The organism is Lysinibacillus sp. IITD104 (genome assembly GCF_036698265.2).
Lineage (GTDB): Bacteria > Bacillota > Bacilli > Bacillales_A > Planococcaceae > Lysinibacillus > Lysinibacillus boronitolerans.
Genome location: NZ_JBAHYH020000001.1, coordinates 2759961 through 2778719, shown reverse-complemented (window position 1 = coordinate 2778719; position 18759 = coordinate 2759961). Strand labels below are relative to the sequence as shown.

Sequence of the window (18759 nt, the reverse complement as noted above, 5' to 3'; positions counted from 1 at the left end):
AGAGGTTGATAATGGGGCAAACAATTCAAAGTAAAGAATTTCGATGGATGACAAAGGGGCTTCGTACCGCTTTTACCATCATCATGGTGATGATGATTTTTGTCTTGACGATGCTCGCGATATTTATGGTGGGAGCAATGGTGGTATCAGAGCAACAAGTGAATCATTTATTAGCAAAGGGCAGTGTGACCGCTGCCGTTCAGTTAGAAGGATTGGAAATGAAGCTGGCAGACCATGTGACAAGGGACATTCACTATTCAAAAAAAGATGTCATGATCTTTCTATTTACTGCTACAATATACATAGCTATTTTATTAATGATTATTGTACAAGTGAGGAATATATTAAGTAACTTATCAAAAGGTATTGTATTTTCACTCGCTAATAGTAAAAAAATGGAGAGAATTGCCTACTGTGTGATTGTATTGAGTTTGACAGTGAATGCATTTCGTACATATACCGTCTATCTAATCATGCAACAATTCCAAATGGAGTCCCGATTTGTGGAGACCGGTTTGATTAAGGGGATTAGCTATCATTTTACAGGCATTCATTGGACTCTTTTACTATGTGGTGTGGTGATTTGGACCTTTGCACGTATTTTCCGATACGGTGCATTCCTTCAGGATGAATATGATGCAACAGCTTAGGAAGTGAAAACATGACCATAATTATTCGATTAGATCGTATGCTAGCTGATCGTAAAATGCAGCTGAGTGAACTTGCAGAGAAGGTGGATGTCTCGATTGTCAATCTCTCTAATTTAAAAACGGGCAAGGTAAGAGCCGTACGTTTTTCTACATTAAATGCCATTTGTAAAGCTTTGGGCTGCCAGCCAGGAGACATATTGGAGTATGTAGAGGAAGAAGATGACATCTAGAAGCAAAGCAGAAAGGATTTTTTAAATGACGGCTTTTAGTTTTTTAATGCTCGCTATTATAGCAGAGGTTTTTGCCAGTTCCATGCTCAAGCGTACACAAGGCTTCACACGAATAGGACCTTCAATTGGTGTGGTAGTAGGCTATGGAACGGCTTTTTATTGTTTAGCCTTAACATTGAAAGTGATTCCTATCGGCACAGCCTATGCAATATGGGCAGGCTTAGGGACAGCGTTAACCGCTATTGTGGGTGTTGTCCTCTATAAGGAACGATTTAATCGCAAGAAAGTATTAGGGATTCTGTGCATTATTCTGGGTGTCGTAGTACTCAATCTTGCGGGTGGTCATTAGGAGGCTGAACAGGATGAAAGGCTATTTATTTTTAACACTATCGATTATAAGCGAGGTTTTTGCAACAACCATGCTGAAGTTCTCAGACGGCTTTACTGTCCTTGCTCCCTCCTTGGCGGTCGCAATTGGCTATGGTATTTCGTTTTATAGCCTATCGCTCTGCTTAAAAACCATGCCATTAAGCTTGGCCTACGCTATCTGGTCAGGTGTCGGCACAGCTTTAACCGTTCTAGTAGGCATTGTCATTTGGCACGATATTTTTACTGTTTATTCTGCGATCGGTATTGCCCTCATTATAGGAGGCGTTATCTTGTTGAATCAGGGGGATAAAGGTGAAGAAGTGGTGGATAGCGATAGCATAGCAAAAGGGTCAGATCTGTGAGGAGAAGCGGATAGAAAGGCGAAAGTAGCGGATAGCAGGTCTAAATTGATGGATAGAATTAGTAAAGTGGTGGATAGCCTGGCAAAAGGGTCAGATCTGTGAGGATAGGCGGATAAAAATGCGAAAGTAGCGGATAGCAGGTCTAAATTGATGGATAGGATTAGTAAAGTGGCGGATAGCCTGGCAAAAGGGTCAGATCTGTGAGGATAGGCGGATAGAAATGCGAAAGTAGCGGATAGCAGGTCTAAATGGATGGATAGGATTAGTAAAGTGGTGGATAGCCTGGCAAAAGGGTCAGATCTGTGAGGATAGGCGGATAGAAAGGCGAAAGTAGCGGATAGCAGGTCTAAATGGATGGATAGGATTAGTAAAGTGGTGGATAGCCTGGCAAAAGGGTCAGATCTGTGAGGATAGGCGGATAGAAAGGCGAAAGTAGCGGATAGCAGGCTGAATTCAACGGATAGCCCTGCCAAAACCTAGGCTTAGTTCATCGCAAAAGACCGTTGAGAAGGCAAACCAATAGAATGGAGAGAATTTGATGATAAAAGCGCTAATTTTTGATTTTGACGGTACAATCATTGATACGGAAACAGCATGGTATAACGTTTTTAAAGATGCCTATGCACAATATGGTGTTCAATTATCGCTAGCAACCTATGCTAAGTGCCTTGGGACCAATCTTCAAACTTTTAATCCCTATACATATCTTGTTACACATCATCACATACAACTGGATGTGGAGGCTTTTCAAACATCCATTCAGCAACGCCATGCACAATGGATGGAAACGGAAACGCTAAGACCTGGTATTTTAGCATTGCTGCAGCAGGCAAAGGAAGCGGGTTTGAAAATTGGACTTGCTAGTAGCTCCAGTCGTCAATGGATTGATATGTATGTGGATCGGCTGGGTATCCGACATTACTTTGATTGCTTTTGTAGCGCTGATACGGTGACAAATGTTAAGCCTGATCCAGAGCTTTACTTGCAGGCGCTTGAACAATTAGGAGTAGAGGCTGATGAGGTCGTGGCAATTGAGGATTCACCGAATGGCGCACAAGCCGCTGTAGCAGCGGGGCTTTATACAGTGGTCATTCCGAACGAGATTACCAAGCAATTACCATTCCATACAAAACACCATACCGTAACTGCATTAGAACATTATACAATACATGATCTCCTCGCATGTTTGGCAAAAACCTCCCCCTCATTGGTGGAGGTTTTTTTAGTTTCTTTAGGAAGAAGTCGCCATATTTTTTGTCGCAACATATGATAACGAGAGGGCAACTTACACGGATCAAATCGTATAGTCAAACTAAGAGAGGGGGCTACGAATTGAATAGTGATAAGAAAAGAAATCACTTTTTATGTGAAGCTTTAAGTGATTTAAAGGATCTTCAGGATATTATGATGAATTTTCATTCTAAATATTTTGGTCAGCTACTTATTAAAATTGTCGGGAGTGATACGATTCCATTTTTTTTAATTACCCATAGTGGTGCGCATTTAAGCTTATTGGATACAGTGAAACAGTTTGAGACAGAGTTTTTCCGCATTGAGGCTGTTGATAGAGAGCGTTGTCGTGGCACAGTATCGTTGTTGCGTGCTTTTGATTATGAAGGAAACGATACGAATTCGATTGCAGATGTGGTGAGGCTAGAAAAAACAAGTACAAAGAAATCTATTGAACTCAGTGGTATATCGGCCATTCAGCTCTTAAAGCCAGACATGTTGAAAGGGAAATTTATCATAGAGCCGAAATGGTAGTACCATATTAAACTACTAAAGCTAGAGCATCTGTCTATATGCAAGGGATACAAAGTGAATGTAATAGAGAGAGAATCTAATGAAAGGAAGTTTAGCTATGACGATTATTGGTATGCTGCATCATCGACTTGATCCAACAACAGTGCTCAAGTCCTATGCCTTTGCAGCAGTTGCGAAAGCTGAAGGCGCAACATTTTTTTACTTCACACCTAAAAGTGTGGACTTTGCCAAACGGTCTATTCGAGCAAAGGTCTATGAGAATGGGCAATGGCAGGAAAAAACGATGCCCTTTCCTGATGTTATCTATAATGCAGGAAGCCCTGAGAAATTATCTGTTTCGAAGGAGATTATTGATCGTTTAAAAGAGGAGATACCATTTACAACTCATTCAATCGGGAACAAATGGAATGTGATGAAACGATTAAAGGAAGCGAAGGAATTTGAACAGTATTTGATTCCCTCTGAAATTGTAAAGGATGCCGATTTATTTCATAAGTTCGTTAATTATTATAAACGAGTTGTGTTTAAGCCAATTGATGGACGAAAAGGGAAGGGTATTTATTTTATAACGAAGGCGGGAGCCAAGTATTTTGAGGTGAAAAAGGATAGCACCACGACAACCTATACAAAGCCACAATTGGATTCCTTGATAAAGGAGCAACTTGCGTCTGGCACCTTTATTATGCAGCCGTATATTCAATCTGTTACAAAATCAGGTCAGGTCTATGATTTCCGCCTGCATGTTCAAAAAAATGGAGAAGGTAAATGGGTAGTGACAACGGTGTATCCACGCATTGCACCGAATGGCTCCATCATACCGAATATTAATAATGGTGGCTATACCAATTATTTAGATCCTTTTTTGGAGCAGGAGTTTAAGGAAGAGGCCTATAATATTCGGCGAATGCTTGAGCATTTTTCACTAGCGCTGGCACATCATCTGGATGAAATTCAAATGGCGAAATTTGGGGAAGTTATTGATGAAATTGGCATTGATGTAGGGTTAGATCAAAATCAAAAAATTTGGATGTATGAGGTCAATTGGCGCCCAGGCTGTCCTCCTGCCTTTTACTTGGAATTAGATGTGGTCATCCATTCCATCCGTTATGCGATGTATCTAGCCAAAAATCAAAAACCGCTGAAAAAGAAAATTGACCAACAAAAAAGTAAGCAGGTGGAGGCAAAGAAAACCCTGCCGATTATTGCGATTACAGGAAGTGCGGGGAAAACTACTACAAAGGCATTTGTTGGTTCGATCTTATCGAAAAAGTGGAATGTATTTGAATCAAAGGATTATTGGAATACGACAGAGCATACGAAAAAACATAAGGAAGAAATCAATGATACACATCAGGCTGTTGTATTAGAGTATGGTATGGCTTACCCAGGCATTATTACCAATCACTGCAGCATCATCCAGCCGAATATTAGTATTGTAACGAATATAGGCTTAGCCCATGTTGGGAACTTTGATGGAGATGTAAGGGGCGTTGCCAAGGCAAAATCGGAATTGATTCATGGCATGGACCAACAGGGCTTGCTCATTGTCAATCAAGATGATGACAATTCAAGATACTTAGAGACACAGCAATTTAAAGGGAAAATCATCACAGTAGGGATTAAAAAGGAAGCGGATTACCGTGCATATGATTTGCAATATAAAGATGTCGGCATGTCCTTTAAAATGAAGCTGCATGGGCAAGAAATAGAATTATATATTCCTATTTTAGGAGAACATCATGTATACAACGCATTGAATGCAGTGGCAGTGGCTGATCTTTTAGGATTTAGTCCACTTGATATTCAGGCAGGGCTCAACTTTAAAAAACCACCAAGACGTTTAACGATTTATAATTGCCGTGATGATATAACGGTTATTGATGATACAGTACACTCTCATCCGCAGGGGGTTCGTGCTGCGCTCGATGTACTGAAGAATATCGCGACAAATCGCAAGGTAGCCATTATTGGACAAATGCGAGAACTTGGTGTCTTGAGAGAAGAGGAATATCGTAAGGTTGGGGAGTATGTATATGAGATAGGCATCGATGAATTTATTACCTATGGCTTTAGGACAGATGAAATGAGTAATGCTGCCATCGCGAAGGGCATGGACCCATCCAGAGTACATCATTTTATTAATAAAGATCAAATGCATGTCCTCCTTGAAAAGCTCATTAAGCCTCATGATACCATTCTTGTGAAGGGTGCAAGTAAAACCAATATGTTCGAAACCGTGAAATTTTTAGATCAAACGTTTAAAGAAGAATGATCCATTATGACTTATGAAGATAAAAAAGCCCGAGTAACTGTCCACTGGCAAGCGGCAATTATTCGGGTTATTTTTTTCAAACTCTCAAAATGAATTTTATTTCCTTCGCTGCAGTGATTGCGTGATTTCTTGCTTCCTTCAAGGTTGCTCCCTCTGCTATGACATAGGCGTAACGATGACCCATCGATAAAGGTGGGGTGAGGAGGGTGCCTCTTCTCGGTTTGACATATACTTCAACGACGCCAGTTGATCTTGTCGCTCTTGCCTTGCCAATAACCTTTTCTAAAATTCCTCTACTTTCCACAATGACATATTTTGTATACACAAATTTTTTATGTCTTGGTTGCAGATTAGGCTGTTCTCCTAGCAAAATCTTCAGTGTTTCTTCTACTAAACTAAAACCTAGAGCTGCTTGTAGCATATTATTCATAGCGCCACCTGAAATTCGAGGATTGATCTCGATAAGTTTCCAACCATTTTGGGTTAATCGAAGCTCTAAGTGAAGAGCCCCATTCTCAATACCAAAGGCTTTCACGATGGAATGGAGTACCTCCTCGATGCCTGATTGGATGTCTTTAGGGGCTTTCACTAGAACACCATAGCCAGTAATGATAAATCGTTTTCCTTGGGTAATTTCTTGCTCAATTATACCAATGACATGTGGTTGTCGTTGATAAACAACCGCCTCTACTAAATATTGAGGGCCATCTAGATATTCTTCAATCATGATGGTTTCATAGGGATTTTTACTGCGTAGTGCTTTGAGGTGGTTATTGAGCTGGTCGGCATCCGTTGCTAGTAAGACATCTTTTGAGCCAGTTGATTTAGGAGATTTTACGATTAATGGAAAGGTTAAATTTTTAGCTATAGGTTCGTTCGGTTTCATGAGCGAAAATTTTGGCGAATAGGGCTGGTCTTGTAAAAACTTTCTTGTTTTTTCTTTATCCTCCATAGTTTCAATGGCACTGGAGGATGTATAGTTCTGACAAAATTCATCACATAGTATTGAAGCAATATGGACAAATGGATCAACAAAACTAACGATACTTTTAATATTTAATCCAGCTTTTCCTAGTTTCTCAATTTCATCTTTCATGCTCTCGATATCAAAAGTATCAATGAGTATCATTTTATGGATGTCGGGGTAGGCTCTGCGCTGCTGAAGTTGTTTTTCATTATTTGTGAAAAGTACTGTGAAGTAGCCTAATTTTTCTGCTGCCCTTGTTGCTTCACGACTAGACCCAGATTTGTTTGTACCGATAAATACAATGGCTTTCAGGTATATCACTCCTTCTATTGGTACTTAGATACTTAATCACCTTTATATATATGCAATGAAATAGATTTCCTCTAGTTATGTATCTTGTCTACATCCAAGCAACTTTTAAAAGGTTACATATACTAGAAAAGAAAGGAGGGAGAAAAGATATGAAGCCTCTTTCGGTGAAAAATTTAGCAATGATTACGGCAGGCTATCTAGTGCACGGATCAGAGGATACACTGATTCAGCATGGGGCTTATCGATTAAAGCAAGTGAAAAAGTCCAATACGGCACTTTTTACAAGTAAACGTATTGTTAATTGGAAAAATCTTGAGCCACTTTCTCCTCTAGTGCTAGTGACCGATAGAGCTTATCGGCCAACTGACATTCCCAATCATGTCATTATGATACAGGTAGCGAATGCAGAAGAGGCCTATTGGAAATTTGTCCATTTTTATCGCAGCCAGTTTCATATTCCGATTGTCGCGATCACAGGTACATCAGGCAAAACAACGACAAAAGAGATGATTAAACATATTCTTTCGGCTGATCGGAAAGTGACTGCGACGACATTGAGCAGCAATTCTAGAACGGCTTCTTTGCAATATTTACTGGGCATTGAGGATGAAACCGAGGCTGCCGTTTTTGAAACAGCAGTGGGCTCACCTGGAGACGTTACGAATGCAGGGAGATATTTCAAACCGACAATCGGTATTATTACGAATATCGGAGCCCATCATTTAAATTATTGCAAAACATTAGAAGGCTATATTCAAGCAAAGGGAGAAATGCTAGATATCATTCATCCAAAAGGTACATTAATTATCAATGCTGAAGATATGAATACGAAAAAAATAGATGTTACGAGATTTCGTGGGCGTTTGATCAAGGTGGGAAAGCATGACTCCTGTGATTTTCAAGCGAGCCATATCCACTACTATCAAAAAGGCATGAAATTTGTCCTGCATCATGATAGAAAAAGCTATGACATTCTTGTACCAGGGTTTGGGGAGCATCAGGTTTATAATGCTCTTGCTGCCATCGCAGCGGTCCACGATATGGGCGTGCCTATTCCAGTCGCAGCAAATCAGCTCCAATCATTCCGTCAATTGAAAAAACAATTGCAACTCTTTGAGGGCATTAATCATTCCATGTTATTGGATGATACATGGAGTATTACAACCACTTCCTTAGAGGCTGCCTTAAAAGTGTTGAATGAGCTAGGTGATGGCAAGAAAAAGATCGCTGTTATTGGTACAATTACCGATTTAGGTTCGTGGGGCTACATTATTCATGAACAAGCGGGAGAATTAATTCGACGTATTGGCGTGGATGTTCTGATTACCATTGGAGAACACGCAAGGATTATGGCCGATCATGCAGTAAAGCTAGGATTTAGCGCACCTGTTTATACATTTAAAAATAGTACGCTCGTCTATCCGTTACTGCAGAGGATTGTGGATGAAAATACCATCATTCTCATAAAGGGAGATATGTATAGCAAACAGGTCTCTAAACTTGCAACGGAGCTAAAGCTAAAGCCTCCACCACCTGCTGATTAGCTTCTTTCAATATAGGATATTGACTGTGCCACATAGAAGAGCTTTCTAATAAGGTATAGTAATTGATCAAAAAGCAGCACGCTAGATCAAGAGAAGAAATAAGTCATCTACAAGATTGATAAAGAGAGGAGGCGTAGTACACTTGCAATCCATTAGTGTGCAGAAACTTAGGAATGTCCTACAGGGAAAGCTCCTTCACGGATCAGAACAATGGTCTGTTAAGCAGGCGATCTACTATAATCGACATGATTTAACAAAAAGCCATTCGCTCCTGTTTGTTAGTCGAAACGATCAAATCAACTGGCAAGAGATTGATCGGAAAGGTCCATCTCTTATCATATCCGATAAACCGTCTACAGAGTTAAAAAATGCGCAATCAAATACAACCGTTTTACAAGTGAAAAGTGTTGCACAGGCATACTGGACATTTATCGAGTATTATCGTGGGCTCTTTGAAATTCCCGTTGTGGCTTTAACAGGCACTTGTGGTAAAACAACGACAAAAGAGATGTTAAAACATATTGCTAGTAAGCATTGGCAAGTGCAAGCATCCATCAGCAGTAAAAACGAGCCAAGGCAATCACTACCTTATTTAACGGGCATTGATGATAAAACGCAAGCCGCTATCTTTGAATTAGGCTTAGGGAATACAGGGAATATTAAACATCAATGTATGATCTATCAACCAACTATCGGCATCATTACAAATATTGGTGTCCATCATCTAGATGGCTGTCTTAATTTAGAAGGCTATATTAAGGCCAAGTCAGAAATTGTGGAAGGTATTAAAGAAGATGGCACGTTAATCATCAATGCAGATGATGCCAATACCAAAAAAATCTCATTGAAAAGATTTAAAGGGAAGATTATCAAGTTTGGCTTACAGGATACGGCAGATTACAAGGCTTCGAAAGTGGAGTTTGCCAATACGGGCATGAAGTTTGTTTTAGAGGTAGCGGATGAAACATACAATGTGTTTGTCCCAGGCTATGGAGAGCATCAGGTCTATAATGCCTTAGCCGCGATTGCAGCTAGCCATGAAATGGGGCTGACTATTCGTCAGGCAATCGCAGGACTAAGAACATTTAAACAGATGGCAAGACATTTAGAATTTACGACAGGACTTGGTGACAGTACGATTATTGATGATACATGGACAAATAACCCAACATCTGTAGAGGCAGCCTTAAAAGTGCTAGATACGGTGGGAAAAGACAAAAAGGTCATTCTTGTTTTAGGGGATATAAAGCGATTAGGCAATTTTGAAGAAAAATATCATCGCGAAATCGGCTCCATGGTAGCACTAAGAAAGATCGATACATTGATTACCATCGGCAAAAGGGCAGAGAAGATTGCCGATCAAGCGCAAAAGGATGGAACCAGCGCAGAGGTTCATACGTTTAAAGAGGTAGCAGGCGTTTTAGAATTATTGAAACCAAAGCTAGATGTGGACACGATAGTTTTAATTAAGGGACCGATGTCTAGTAGATCCATGATCGAATTTGCCAATAAACTAAAAAACGCATAGAAAAAGGGTGTCTCAAAATGAATGAGACACCCAATTCTTACTTATTTTAAAACACGCCGAGCTGTTACCCATGTTATGCTTAAACTTTGTTTCACAACAGTTCGTAGTCATATTAATATATTGATTACTCCCTATAATAGATCCTCGTTTGTGTGATTTCTATTGGTAGAGATGAATAATAAATCTACTTTTTGAAACTGAGATTTTTGAATACGTTTACCAACTAAAGCTTGTGTTTGCTAATTTATTCTTCAACTCAATACCATGTTTCTTAAAGACATAGTAAGTAAAACCACTTGTAAAAGTCAGTGCACTTAACAGGGCGTAGAGTTATTTAGTAGAGATAACGCGCTTCGCAGTAATATAGTGTTGAGCATAATAATCAACAAATAATACTCTTGTCATGACACCATCGGAATTAGGGATGATGATACGGTGATCGCCTGCATAAATCCCTACAAGAGAAGGTTTTTTTGAACCTTTCACACTATTAAAGAAGACTAAATCACCCTTTTTCAAATTAGCACGCGCTACAGTTGATCCTTTGCTCATTAAACCGCTTAAAGAAGTTGATCCGAGTTTAACGCCACTTTTACGATAGATGAAATCGACAAATGCTGGAGCGGTAAAGCGTAGACTTGACTCATTTGTTGTCGAGCTAATCGTTACTTTATTTTTATAAGTCAGCGCATTCTCAACAATTTTATCGCCTTTTGTTGCAGGGTTGGCTGATAGCAGAGTAGGTAATACTCTACGTGCCGATACATAGTTTTCTTTATAATACGGCTTACTATTTAAATCAGAGATAACTATATTTTGTTTGGTATCAGCCATATGGATGATTTTATTGTCGCCAATATACATACCGACATGATCGGGATCAGTTCCCGTTTTTTTACTTTTAAAGAACACTAAATCGCCTTTTTGTAATTGGTTTCTCGCTACATAAGTCCCTTGCTGAATCATATAATTTTCGTTATACGTACCAAGGTCTACCCCATTTTTCTCGAAGATGTACATTAAAAATGAAGCACAAGAAAATTTGTATGGGTATGTACGCTTGTAAACCGAATTGCTGTATGTTGCTTGCCCCATTAAGCTTTTACCAGTCTGAATTAATTGGTCTGCTTTTACAGCTACCGCCTGTGCGTTGTTCTGAGCATTTGTAGTCGCAGCCTCTACTTGTATTGGCTGGATCGCTGTTTGCACCATTCCAAATGAACTAAATCCAATTGTTAATGCAAGTGTTGTAGATAAAAATCGTTTATTCATGTTGTGTAACCTCCTAAAGCATCTAGTAGGATTTCTCCTGTATACCTTTGCCATGGAAATAATCGTAGCATGAAAAAGTAGGGCTTCTGGGCGGTAAATGTTACCAGGGTAACTGAAGGGAGGGCTTCAACACTTGCTATAAAAGGCTTTATCAAGGGAATTTACAGTTTTATTACAAATGTTTCAGTAAGATGTAATATGGAACAATTCCATGAAAAAAGCTGCCCCAAAACGAGGCAGCCTACACGATTTTCTGTATCATTTCTACACGATTACCAAAGGGATCACGGAATTCAAAGCGCTCGTAATGGGGAAGAGGCACCGAATCGAGTATCTTGATTTGATGAGCTGCGAGTTTCTTCCGCCAATACTGAATATCCGCTACTTGATATGCAATATGCGCCTTTGTGGTCAAACGATCGAAGCCATCCTCTGTCCCTACATGGACTGTAACCAAAATCCCCCACGTCCTTTGAGAGAGTCAGGCTTCTCTAATTCTTGAAGTCCTAAGACATGACAATAAAAATCCTTCCCTTGCTCCTCACAACCTTTCGGAATTGTAATTTGCACATGATGTAAACCCATTATCATCTCAGACCACCCCCTTTTTTTCTTAATTATAGAGTAATTTCTAAATATTTGAAATGGATGGGAGGATAGAGCTTAAACTAGCGGATAGAACTTCAAAAGTGAAGGATAGCATTCTAAAACTAGCGGATAGAATCATCAAATTGAAGGATAGAGTTTAAACAGGTGGATAGAACTTCAAAAGTGAAGGATAGCATTCTAAAACTAGCGGATAGAATCATCAAATTGAAGGATAGGGTTTAAACTAGCGGATAGAACTTCAAAAGTGAAGGATAGCGTTCTAAAACTAGCGGATAGAATCATCAAATTGAAGGATAGAGTTTAAACAGGTGGATAGAACTTCAAAAGTGAAGGATAGCATTCTAAAACTGGCGGATAGAATCATCAAATTGAAGGATAGGGTTTAAACTAGCGGATAGAACTTCAAAAGTGAAGGATAGCATTCTAAAACTGGCGGATAGAATCATCAAATTGAAGGATAGAGCTTAAACTGGTGGATAGAACTTCGAAAGTAGCGAATAGCGCTTCAAATTAAGAGGATAAATCCTTAAAAGAGAGGGATAGCGCTCTAAATGTGAAGAAAGCTGTTAAGATTTAATACTATGGTATAATAATAAAAACGGAATAATAGGATAGAGGTACAAATTAGATTTGTTTAAAAGGGAAGATCGGTGTGAATCCGACGCTGTCCCGCAACTGTAAATGGGAGCACATTTCAACAGGCCACTGTTACGAGTCGTAATGGGAAGGTGAAAGGTGTGATGAACATAAGCCAGGAGACCTGCCTTTATCTAGTACAGCCAAAAAACCTACGCGGATAGGGGGTGTTGAGTGTGACTAGAGAATTTCTCCTGCATGCTCATAGTACGATGATTGCTAAAAAGGGTGCTTCTATGTTTAATAGAAGGCTTCTTTCCATTTGGCGATCACCGTATTATGTCGTGTATTTGTCATAGTAGACATCTTTCTAATGAGGGAAAGATGTTTTTTTATGTAAAAAATTAAAGGAGCGGTCCACATGAATCCACAAGTTGTTGAGTACTATGAAAGCTTATTCAAATTTGAAATTATGCAAGAGCCTAAACCCTTAAAGGAGCTTGTCGAACAATATGTTGGGCATGATGCTACACATGAGCAATCTATTTTAGCAGCATACGCAAATGTTTTGAAAGAATTAAGAGGATAGAATATGTTTGGCTACTTCGAAAAACGAAGTAGCCATTTTTTAATAAGCGCATGCTTTGACAATTAATAATAGTAGGCGTACAATTTCGTTGAACAATTGTTTTGAACGTTTGTTCAAAAAAGAGGTGAGAACTATCGATCAAAAAGAAAAAAATAAAGAGGTAAAGGATCAAATTTTACAAGCGGCAAAAACCTTGTTTTCATCAAGGGGCTTTGATGGTACCACGGTGAGACAAATTTGTGAAGAAGCAGATGTGTCACTTGCACTTGTTTCCTATCATTTTGGTGGCAAGGAAAATGTCTTTAATGCATTATTTGAACCGCTACGCCACACCTTTATGAATGCTCATTATGACGTTCAAGATTCAATCGGTGCGCTTCGTAGCTTTTGTCGTAACTTTGTTCTTTACCGAATCCAGGAGCATGAGTTAATTGATATATTACAGCAAGAAATAGTCATGAATAGTCCTAGGCTTGAGATGCTAAAGGATGTGTTTTTACCTTCCTGGGAGCAACTTCGGACAATTTTATTGGCTTGTCAGGAGCAACAGACCATTTACTTCGAGTCACTTGATGTTGCACTGAACTTTATTATGGGAACGTTAATGTATTCGTTGAACAATCCCTTTTTAAACCGTTCTTCATTACAAGCAACACCCGATCAGATAGCGGAGCTTGCAGTCAACTTCGTGTTCCATGGTCTTCAAACTAAATTATAAAAAGAAGGTAATAGGATGAAAGCAGCAAAATTTTACGGTGTAAAAGATATTCGAGTAGAGGAGGCACAACTGCCAGCACTAGAGCCAGGCATGGTGAAAGTAAAAGTTGCCTTTGCAGGAATTTGTGGTAGTGATTTACATGAATATGTTGGTGGGGCTTATGCATTCCGTACACAACCCGTATTAGGGCATGAATTTGCAGGTGTCGTTGTAGAGGTTGCAAAAGGCGTTACACAGACAAAAGTAGGAGATCGTGTGGCAGTGGAGCCACCAATTCCATGTGGTAAATGTGATAATTGTCGACGTGGCTATTCCAACTTATGTAAACGTGGTCAATCTTATGGCTATACAATTTCTGGCGGATTTGCAGAATATGCAGTTGTACAAGAAGAAAATATTCACCTTCTTCCTGACAATATGAGCCTAGAGCTAGGCGCACTTGTTGAACCTACAGCAGTAGCGGTACATGCAGTGCGTCAAAGTCAATTAAAGCTAGGCGATACAGCTGCTATTTTTGGTGCGGGTCCTATTGGATTATTGGTCTTGCAGGCTGTGAAGGCAGCGGGAGCAAGTGAAATTTTTGTCGTAGAGGTTTCGGATGAACGACGCCAAAAAGCACTTGAATTAGGCGCGACCTATGTCATTAATCCAATTGATACGGATGCAGTAGCGTTTATTCGTGAAAAAACAGCTGGTGGGGTCGATGTTGCGTATGATGCAGCAGGTGTGCAAGCAACATTTACTAGCGGTGTGAGTGCTGTTCATCCAGGCGGCGAATTTAAAATCGTCAGCGTATGGGAAAGACCTGTAGAATTTAACCCTAATGCGGTGGTTTCTCCAGAGGTAAAAATCAGTGGCTCGTTCGCCTATGTGAATATTTTCCCTGAAGTGATTCGATTACTTGCTCGTGGTGTGATTGATGGACAAGCTGTTATCACAAGCCAAATTGCTTTAGAGGATATCGTGGAAAAAGGCTTTGAGGCTTTAACAAAAGACCGTAGCCAATGCAAAATTCTTGTAAATATGAATATGTAATTTAATAAAATCATAGCCGAACTTGAGGTTTGGCTATGATTTTTTTGGCTACCTTAATAATATAATACCAATTGGAATACATTTGTTTGTCATAAAACTGCCTTTAGGACTTCATTCATATTTCACTTTTTATTTATATAATTAATCTGCTATAAATAGAGAGATTGGAGATTAAATATGAAAAATTTGCTTTATTCTAGATTTTGGCGGCTACATTTTTTCGCAGCACTTTTTATTACGCCTTTATTGCTGTCTCTCACATTAAGTGGGATTGGTTATTTGTTTTTTACAGATGTAGAAAATCGATTATATGACGATTATTTCTTTGGTGAAAGCCATAAGGAAGAGGTCTTAACAATTGATGAGGCCGTGGAAAAAGCGGAGGCGGCATTTGCAGGATACTCTACTACGAAAGTGATTATGTTGGAGGAGCCTTATAATACGCGTTTAACTTTATCAAATGGCGCTAAACAAAAGTACGTATTTTTAGATGATCACAATCAAATGGTTGGTAGTCAGGATGCCGATTATACATTTTCAAATATTATGAGAAATACGCATAGCTCTCTCTTTATTGGTGGGACCTTTGTCAACTATTTAGTAGAGCTGGCAGCTTGCTGGACGATCTTTTTATTACTTTCAGGTCTTTATATGACATTCAAAGGAAATCTCCTAAAGAAGGGCAAGTCGGAGAATAAGAGACAAAAAAGTAAGAGATTGCATGCGCTTGTTGGGACAATCATTACGATTCCAATGGTGATGTTCATTTCGACTGGGCTATTATGGTCTGCTTTTCAGGGTTCCATGCTAGCAGATATAGCGTCAGAAAATCCTACTTTTGGGTATCCATTACTCCAACAAAAGCCCCCAACATCTGATGTCTCTGAAATTCCATGGGCCACTCGTCAATTAGAGGCACCGACCTCAGAAGGGGAACATGCACAGCATCATGGCGGTGGTGCTGTCCGTTATACGAACGACAGCCAAATGACGATTGCTCAGCTTGAAAAAGAAATCAATTCGATGAACATTGCTAAGCCTTACTCTATAATTTATCCGTCAAACGGTGAGGGCGTCTATACAGTGGCGAAGGCTAGTAATTCTGGTGTAACAGGGCTAGATGTAAAACCTACAGCGGAAGCTACAATGTATTTTGATCAGTATAGTGGCAAGTTTATCGATCAAGTGAATTATGACGATTATGGCCTATTAGCTAAATTCTTTACGTGGGGGATACCATTACATGAGGGGCATTTATTTGGCTGGCCGAATAAGCTTTTAAACTTAGTGGTTTGTTTAGCCTTTTTAGCCGTAATCGTGTGGGGCATTCGCACTTGGATTTTACGTAGAAAAAAAGGGGAGCTGTCTGCACCACCGCAAATTTCTCATAAAATATCCATGCCATTCATCATTTTCCTTGTCATATTAGGGATTATGATGCCGCTATTTGGTGCGTCATTAATCGCTGTGGCATTAATTGAATATATCATTTTAGGTTGGCAAACAAAGAAGAAGCTAAGAGCACAAGAAACGAAATAAAGCAAAGGGATACGGCACAGCAGGATTGTGCCGTATCTTTTTGTTTATTTCATTTATTAGAACGCAATACTATACTGAAGCGGTAAAAATGTTTATAGATTTTTCAGCATGATTTTATAAAGTTTTAAGATTTGTATGGTACATTGCTAGTAGTTTCAGCTTATTGGGGGAATGTAGATGTCAATTAAAACAAGGTTTTTGCTATCATATGTGGGTGTCATAATCATTGCCATCACGCTATTACTAGCAGCGGTTTTTCTTTTTTCCTTTGCCATCACTGGTGATATCAAAGCGATTGAGCATTTTTATAAAAAATCTTATGTCCAAAAGCCTTTGACGACAGTAGAGGAAAATGCATTTCTAGATTTAAAATTACTAGCTAAAAATAATCCCCAGCAGCTTTTAGATCTCGAACAGCTTGAACAAATCAATGCGCCTTCGATAGAGATTGTGGTACGAAAAGACCATCAAATTGTTTATTCAACACAGAAAGAGCATAAACAATTATTGCTTCAAAGCTTACCTGGTTTTGAAGCGACCAATATTAATTCTCGTGACACAATCATGATCAATCAAGCCTTTTATACGTATGTCAAATTTGATTTTTATTTTCCAGATCAAACAGAGGGTAGTATTTTTGTATTGCGAGAGGTTAGTTCCCATGCAGAGGTAACGAGGGAGCTGTTACCGATTCTTTTAGGTATTTTATTCGTTCTGTTTATGATGATTATTGGCTTTTTAAATTATTTAGTCTCAAGAAGTATTATTAAACCGATTTCGGCATTAAAGGAAGGAGCAGAACGTATTAAATCGGGCGACTTGGATTTTGAGATTGCGACCCACTCGAAGGATGAAATTGGTCAGCTGAATCGATCCTTCGAGGAAATGAGAGTCAAATTAAAAGAATCCATCCAACTTCAGCTTCAATATGAGGAAAATCGAAAGGAGCTCATCTCCAATATCTCCCATGATTTAAAAACGCCGATGACTTCCATTATCGGCTATGTGGAGGGCATTAAAGATGGTGTGGCGAATACAGAGGAAAAAATGGATAAATATTTAACTACTATCTATACAAAGGCAAAGGATATGGATGTATTAATTGATGAGCTATTCTTATTTTCTAAATTGGATTTAAAAAAGATTCCCTTCCAGATGGAAAGCGTCAATCTTCAGCAATATATGCATGATTATGTAGAGGATGCAAGCTTTGATTTTATTGCACGAGACATTCATTTACACTATATAGCAGAAGGCTCGCCGCTTTTGGCTATGGTGGACCGAGATAAATTAAGACGTGTCCTGACGAACCTTTTAAGTAATAGCGAAAAATATATGGATAAGCCATATAAGCAAATCATTATTTCCTTGCATGAGCGAGCAGAGGATGCGATTATTCAGGTAACAGATAATGGTGCAGGCATTGATCCTGTCGCATTGCCCTATATTTTTGATCGATTTTACCGTGCGGAGCCTTCACGTAATTCGCAAACAGGAGGCAGTGGCTTAGGGTTAGCCATTGCAAAACAAATCGTTGTTGAAATGGGTGGCGATATTTGGGCAAAGAGTGAATTAGCAAAGGGGACGAGCATATTCATTTCATTGAAAAAGGCTGAGGAGAAGGTGAATCATCATGAAAAAAATTCTGCTAATTGAAGATGAAGTGAGCATAGCTGAGCTTCAACGAGATTATTTAGAGATTAATGGCTTTACAGTAGATATCCAACATCATGGAGAGGATGGGCTACAGCAGGCACTTAAAGGTAATTATGATTTAATCATTTTGGATATCATGCTACCAGGGATAAGTGGCTTTGACATTTGTAAACAGATTCGAGCAGTACACAATATTCCCATTTTATTTGTTTCAGCTAAAAAGGAGGATATTGATAAAATTCGTGGTCTTGGACTAGGAGCGGATGATTATATTACAAAACCATTTAGTCCGAGTGAATTAGTGGCAAGGGTCAAGGCCCATTTATCGAGATATGAGCGTCTGGCGACCCATCAACAAACAAATCATATGATGTCCATTCATGGTATTACAATCGATACTTCGGCTAGAAAGGTGTTTGTTAATGGTGAGGAGATTGCCTTTACAACGAAGGAATTTGATTTACTTGTCTTTTTTGTTAGACACCCCAATCAAGTATTAAGTAAGGAACAGCTATATGAGCGAAACTGGGGCTATGAATCAGCTGCAGACGTTTCGACTGTCACTGTTCATATACGAAAGCTACGTGAAAAAATTGAACGAGAGCCAGCGCATCCCAAGTTTTTGGAAACAGTATGGGGTGCAGGCTATCGCTTCAATGTTTAAGTAAAACTACCTCGTCCTTGTGGCGGGGTAGTTTTTTTAGACTTTTTTAAGAATTCGTTAATGGGCAATTTAGCATTACCGCTTACACTGAGGAAGGAAAGGC

Annotated in this window: 17 protein-coding genes, 1 pseudogene and 1 riboswitch; of the genes and pseudogenes, 15 read left to right on the top strand and 3 right to left on the bottom strand. The window is 39.3% G+C overall.

Features of this window, described 5'->3' with window-relative positions; translation table 11 throughout:
• Window positions 1-11 precede the first annotated feature (11 nt).
• The 7 genes from V1L66_RS14290 to V1L66_RS14260 all read left to right on the top strand — a co-directional run bounded on the left by V1L66_RS14290 (window position 12) and on the right by V1L66_RS14260 (window position 5647).
• Window positions 12-650 carry a DUF2975 domain-containing protein gene (locus V1L66_RS14290; RefSeq protein ID WP_333005721.1) on the top strand — a complete coding sequence of 213 codons (639 nt, stop codon included), beginning with the start codon at window positions 12-14 and terminating at the stop codon, window positions 648-650.
• A gap of 11 nt (window positions 651-661) precedes the next feature.
• Window positions 662-880, top strand: a complete 219-nt coding sequence (locus V1L66_RS14285; protein WP_016992054.1) for a helix-turn-helix transcriptional regulator — start codon at window positions 662-664, stop codon at window positions 878-880.
• A 25-nt stretch (window positions 881-905) separates the two neighbouring features.
• Complete coding sequence (locus tag V1L66_RS14280; protein ID WP_016992055.1) at window positions 906-1229, top strand: multidrug efflux SMR transporter; 324 nt, start codon at window positions 906-908, stop codon at window positions 1227-1229.
• 13 nt (window positions 1230-1242) lie between these two features.
• Window positions 1243-1611, top strand: coding sequence for a multidrug efflux SMR transporter (locus tag V1L66_RS14275; protein WP_312125916.1), 369 nt, complete (start codon window positions 1243-1245; stop codon window positions 1609-1611).
• Window positions 1612-2149: 538 nt separating this feature from the next.
• On the top strand, window positions 2150-2881 hold the full coding sequence (locus tag V1L66_RS14270) for an HAD family hydrolase (protein WP_333004393.1): 732 nt from the start codon (window positions 2150-2152) through the stop codon (window positions 2879-2881).
• Window positions 2882-2943: 62 nt separating this feature from the next.
• Window positions 2944-3375, top strand: coding sequence for a hypothetical protein (locus tag V1L66_RS14265; protein WP_036081468.1), 432 nt, complete (start codon window positions 2944-2946; stop codon window positions 3373-3375).
• 79 nt (window positions 3376-3454) lie between these two features.
• Entirely contained in the window at window positions 3455-5647 is a 2193-nt protein-coding gene (locus V1L66_RS14260; RefSeq protein WP_333004395.1) for a YheC/YheD family protein, read from the top strand.
• Between the two features lie 76 nt (window positions 5648-5723).
• Here V1L66_RS14260 and V1L66_RS14255 read toward each other — a convergent pair whose 3' ends face one another.
• The gene (locus V1L66_RS14255) at window positions 5724-6935 is read right to left on the bottom strand and encodes an ATP-grasp domain-containing protein (RefSeq protein ID WP_048390271.1); all 1212 of its coding nucleotides are present in this window, start codon (window positions 6933-6935) and stop codon (window positions 5724-5726) included.
• A gap of 140 nt (window positions 6936-7075) precedes the next feature.
• Between V1L66_RS14255 and V1L66_RS14250 the strand changes: the two genes are divergently transcribed.
• Together V1L66_RS14250 and murF are read left to right on the top strand one after the other, a co-directional pair.
• Window positions 7076-8470: a UDP-N-acetylmuramoyl-tripeptide--D-alanyl-D-alanine ligase gene (locus tag V1L66_RS14250; protein WP_333004396.1), complete on the top strand. Its 1395-nt coding sequence runs from the start codon at window positions 7076-7078 to the stop codon at window positions 8468-8470.
• Between the two features lie 142 nt (window positions 8471-8612).
• Window positions 8613-9998 carry a UDP-N-acetylmuramoyl-tripeptide--D-alanyl-D-alanine ligase gene (gene murF / locus V1L66_RS14245; protein WP_333004397.1) on the top strand — a complete coding sequence of 462 codons (1386 nt, stop codon included), beginning with the start codon at window positions 8613-8615 and terminating at the stop codon, window positions 9996-9998.
• Window positions 9999-10328: 330 nt separating this feature from the next.
• On the opposite strand, the gene V1L66_RS14240 is transcribed toward murF, so the two are convergent.
• Window positions 10329-11270: an NlpC/P60 family protein gene (locus tag V1L66_RS14240; RefSeq protein WP_333004398.1), complete on the bottom strand. Its 942-nt coding sequence runs from the start codon at window positions 11268-11270 to the stop codon at window positions 10329-10331.
• Between the two features lie 241 nt (window positions 11271-11511).
• A pseudogene (locus V1L66_RS14235) lies at window positions 11512-11861 on the bottom strand (VOC family protein).
• A 616-nt stretch (window positions 11862-12477) separates the two neighbouring features.
• A riboswitch (cobalamin riboswitch) is annotated at window positions 12478-12662 on the top strand.
• Window positions 12663-12876: 214 nt separating this feature from the next.
• On the opposite strand from V1L66_RS14235, the gene V1L66_RS14230 reads away from it, so the two are divergent.
• The 6 genes from V1L66_RS14230 (at window position 12877) to V1L66_RS14205 (ending at window position 18656) form a co-directional block, all read left to right on the top strand.
• A complete protein-coding gene (locus tag V1L66_RS14230; RefSeq protein WP_333004399.1) occupies window positions 12877-13044 on the top strand; it encodes a hypothetical protein in 168 nt (55 codons plus the stop codon).
• Between the two features lie 88 nt (window positions 13045-13132).
• Window positions 13133-13762 carry a TetR/AcrR family transcriptional regulator gene (locus tag V1L66_RS14225; RefSeq protein ID WP_333004401.1) on the top strand — a complete coding sequence of 210 codons (630 nt, stop codon included), beginning with the start codon at window positions 13133-13135 and terminating at the stop codon, window positions 13760-13762.
• A 15-nt stretch (window positions 13763-13777) separates the two neighbouring features.
• Window positions 13778-14797, top strand: coding sequence for a 2,3-butanediol dehydrogenase (locus V1L66_RS14220; protein WP_333004402.1), 1020 nt, complete (start codon window positions 13778-13780; stop codon window positions 14795-14797).
• Window positions 14798-14974: 177 nt separating this feature from the next.
• A complete protein-coding gene (locus V1L66_RS14215) occupies window positions 14975-16336 on the top strand; it encodes a PepSY domain-containing protein (RefSeq protein WP_333004404.1) in 1362 nt (453 codons plus the stop codon).
• A 177-nt stretch (window positions 16337-16513) separates the two neighbouring features.
• A complete protein-coding gene (locus tag V1L66_RS14210; protein WP_333004405.1) occupies window positions 16514-17992 on the top strand; it encodes a HAMP domain-containing sensor histidine kinase in 1479 nt (492 codons plus the stop codon).
• Window positions 17970-18656: a response regulator transcription factor gene (locus V1L66_RS14205; RefSeq protein WP_048390285.1), complete on the top strand. Its 687-nt coding sequence runs from the start codon at window positions 17970-17972 to the stop codon at window positions 18654-18656. The genes V1L66_RS14210 and V1L66_RS14205 overlap by 23 nt, the downstream gene beginning before the upstream one ends.
• Window positions 18657-18759: the final 103 nt, after the last annotated feature.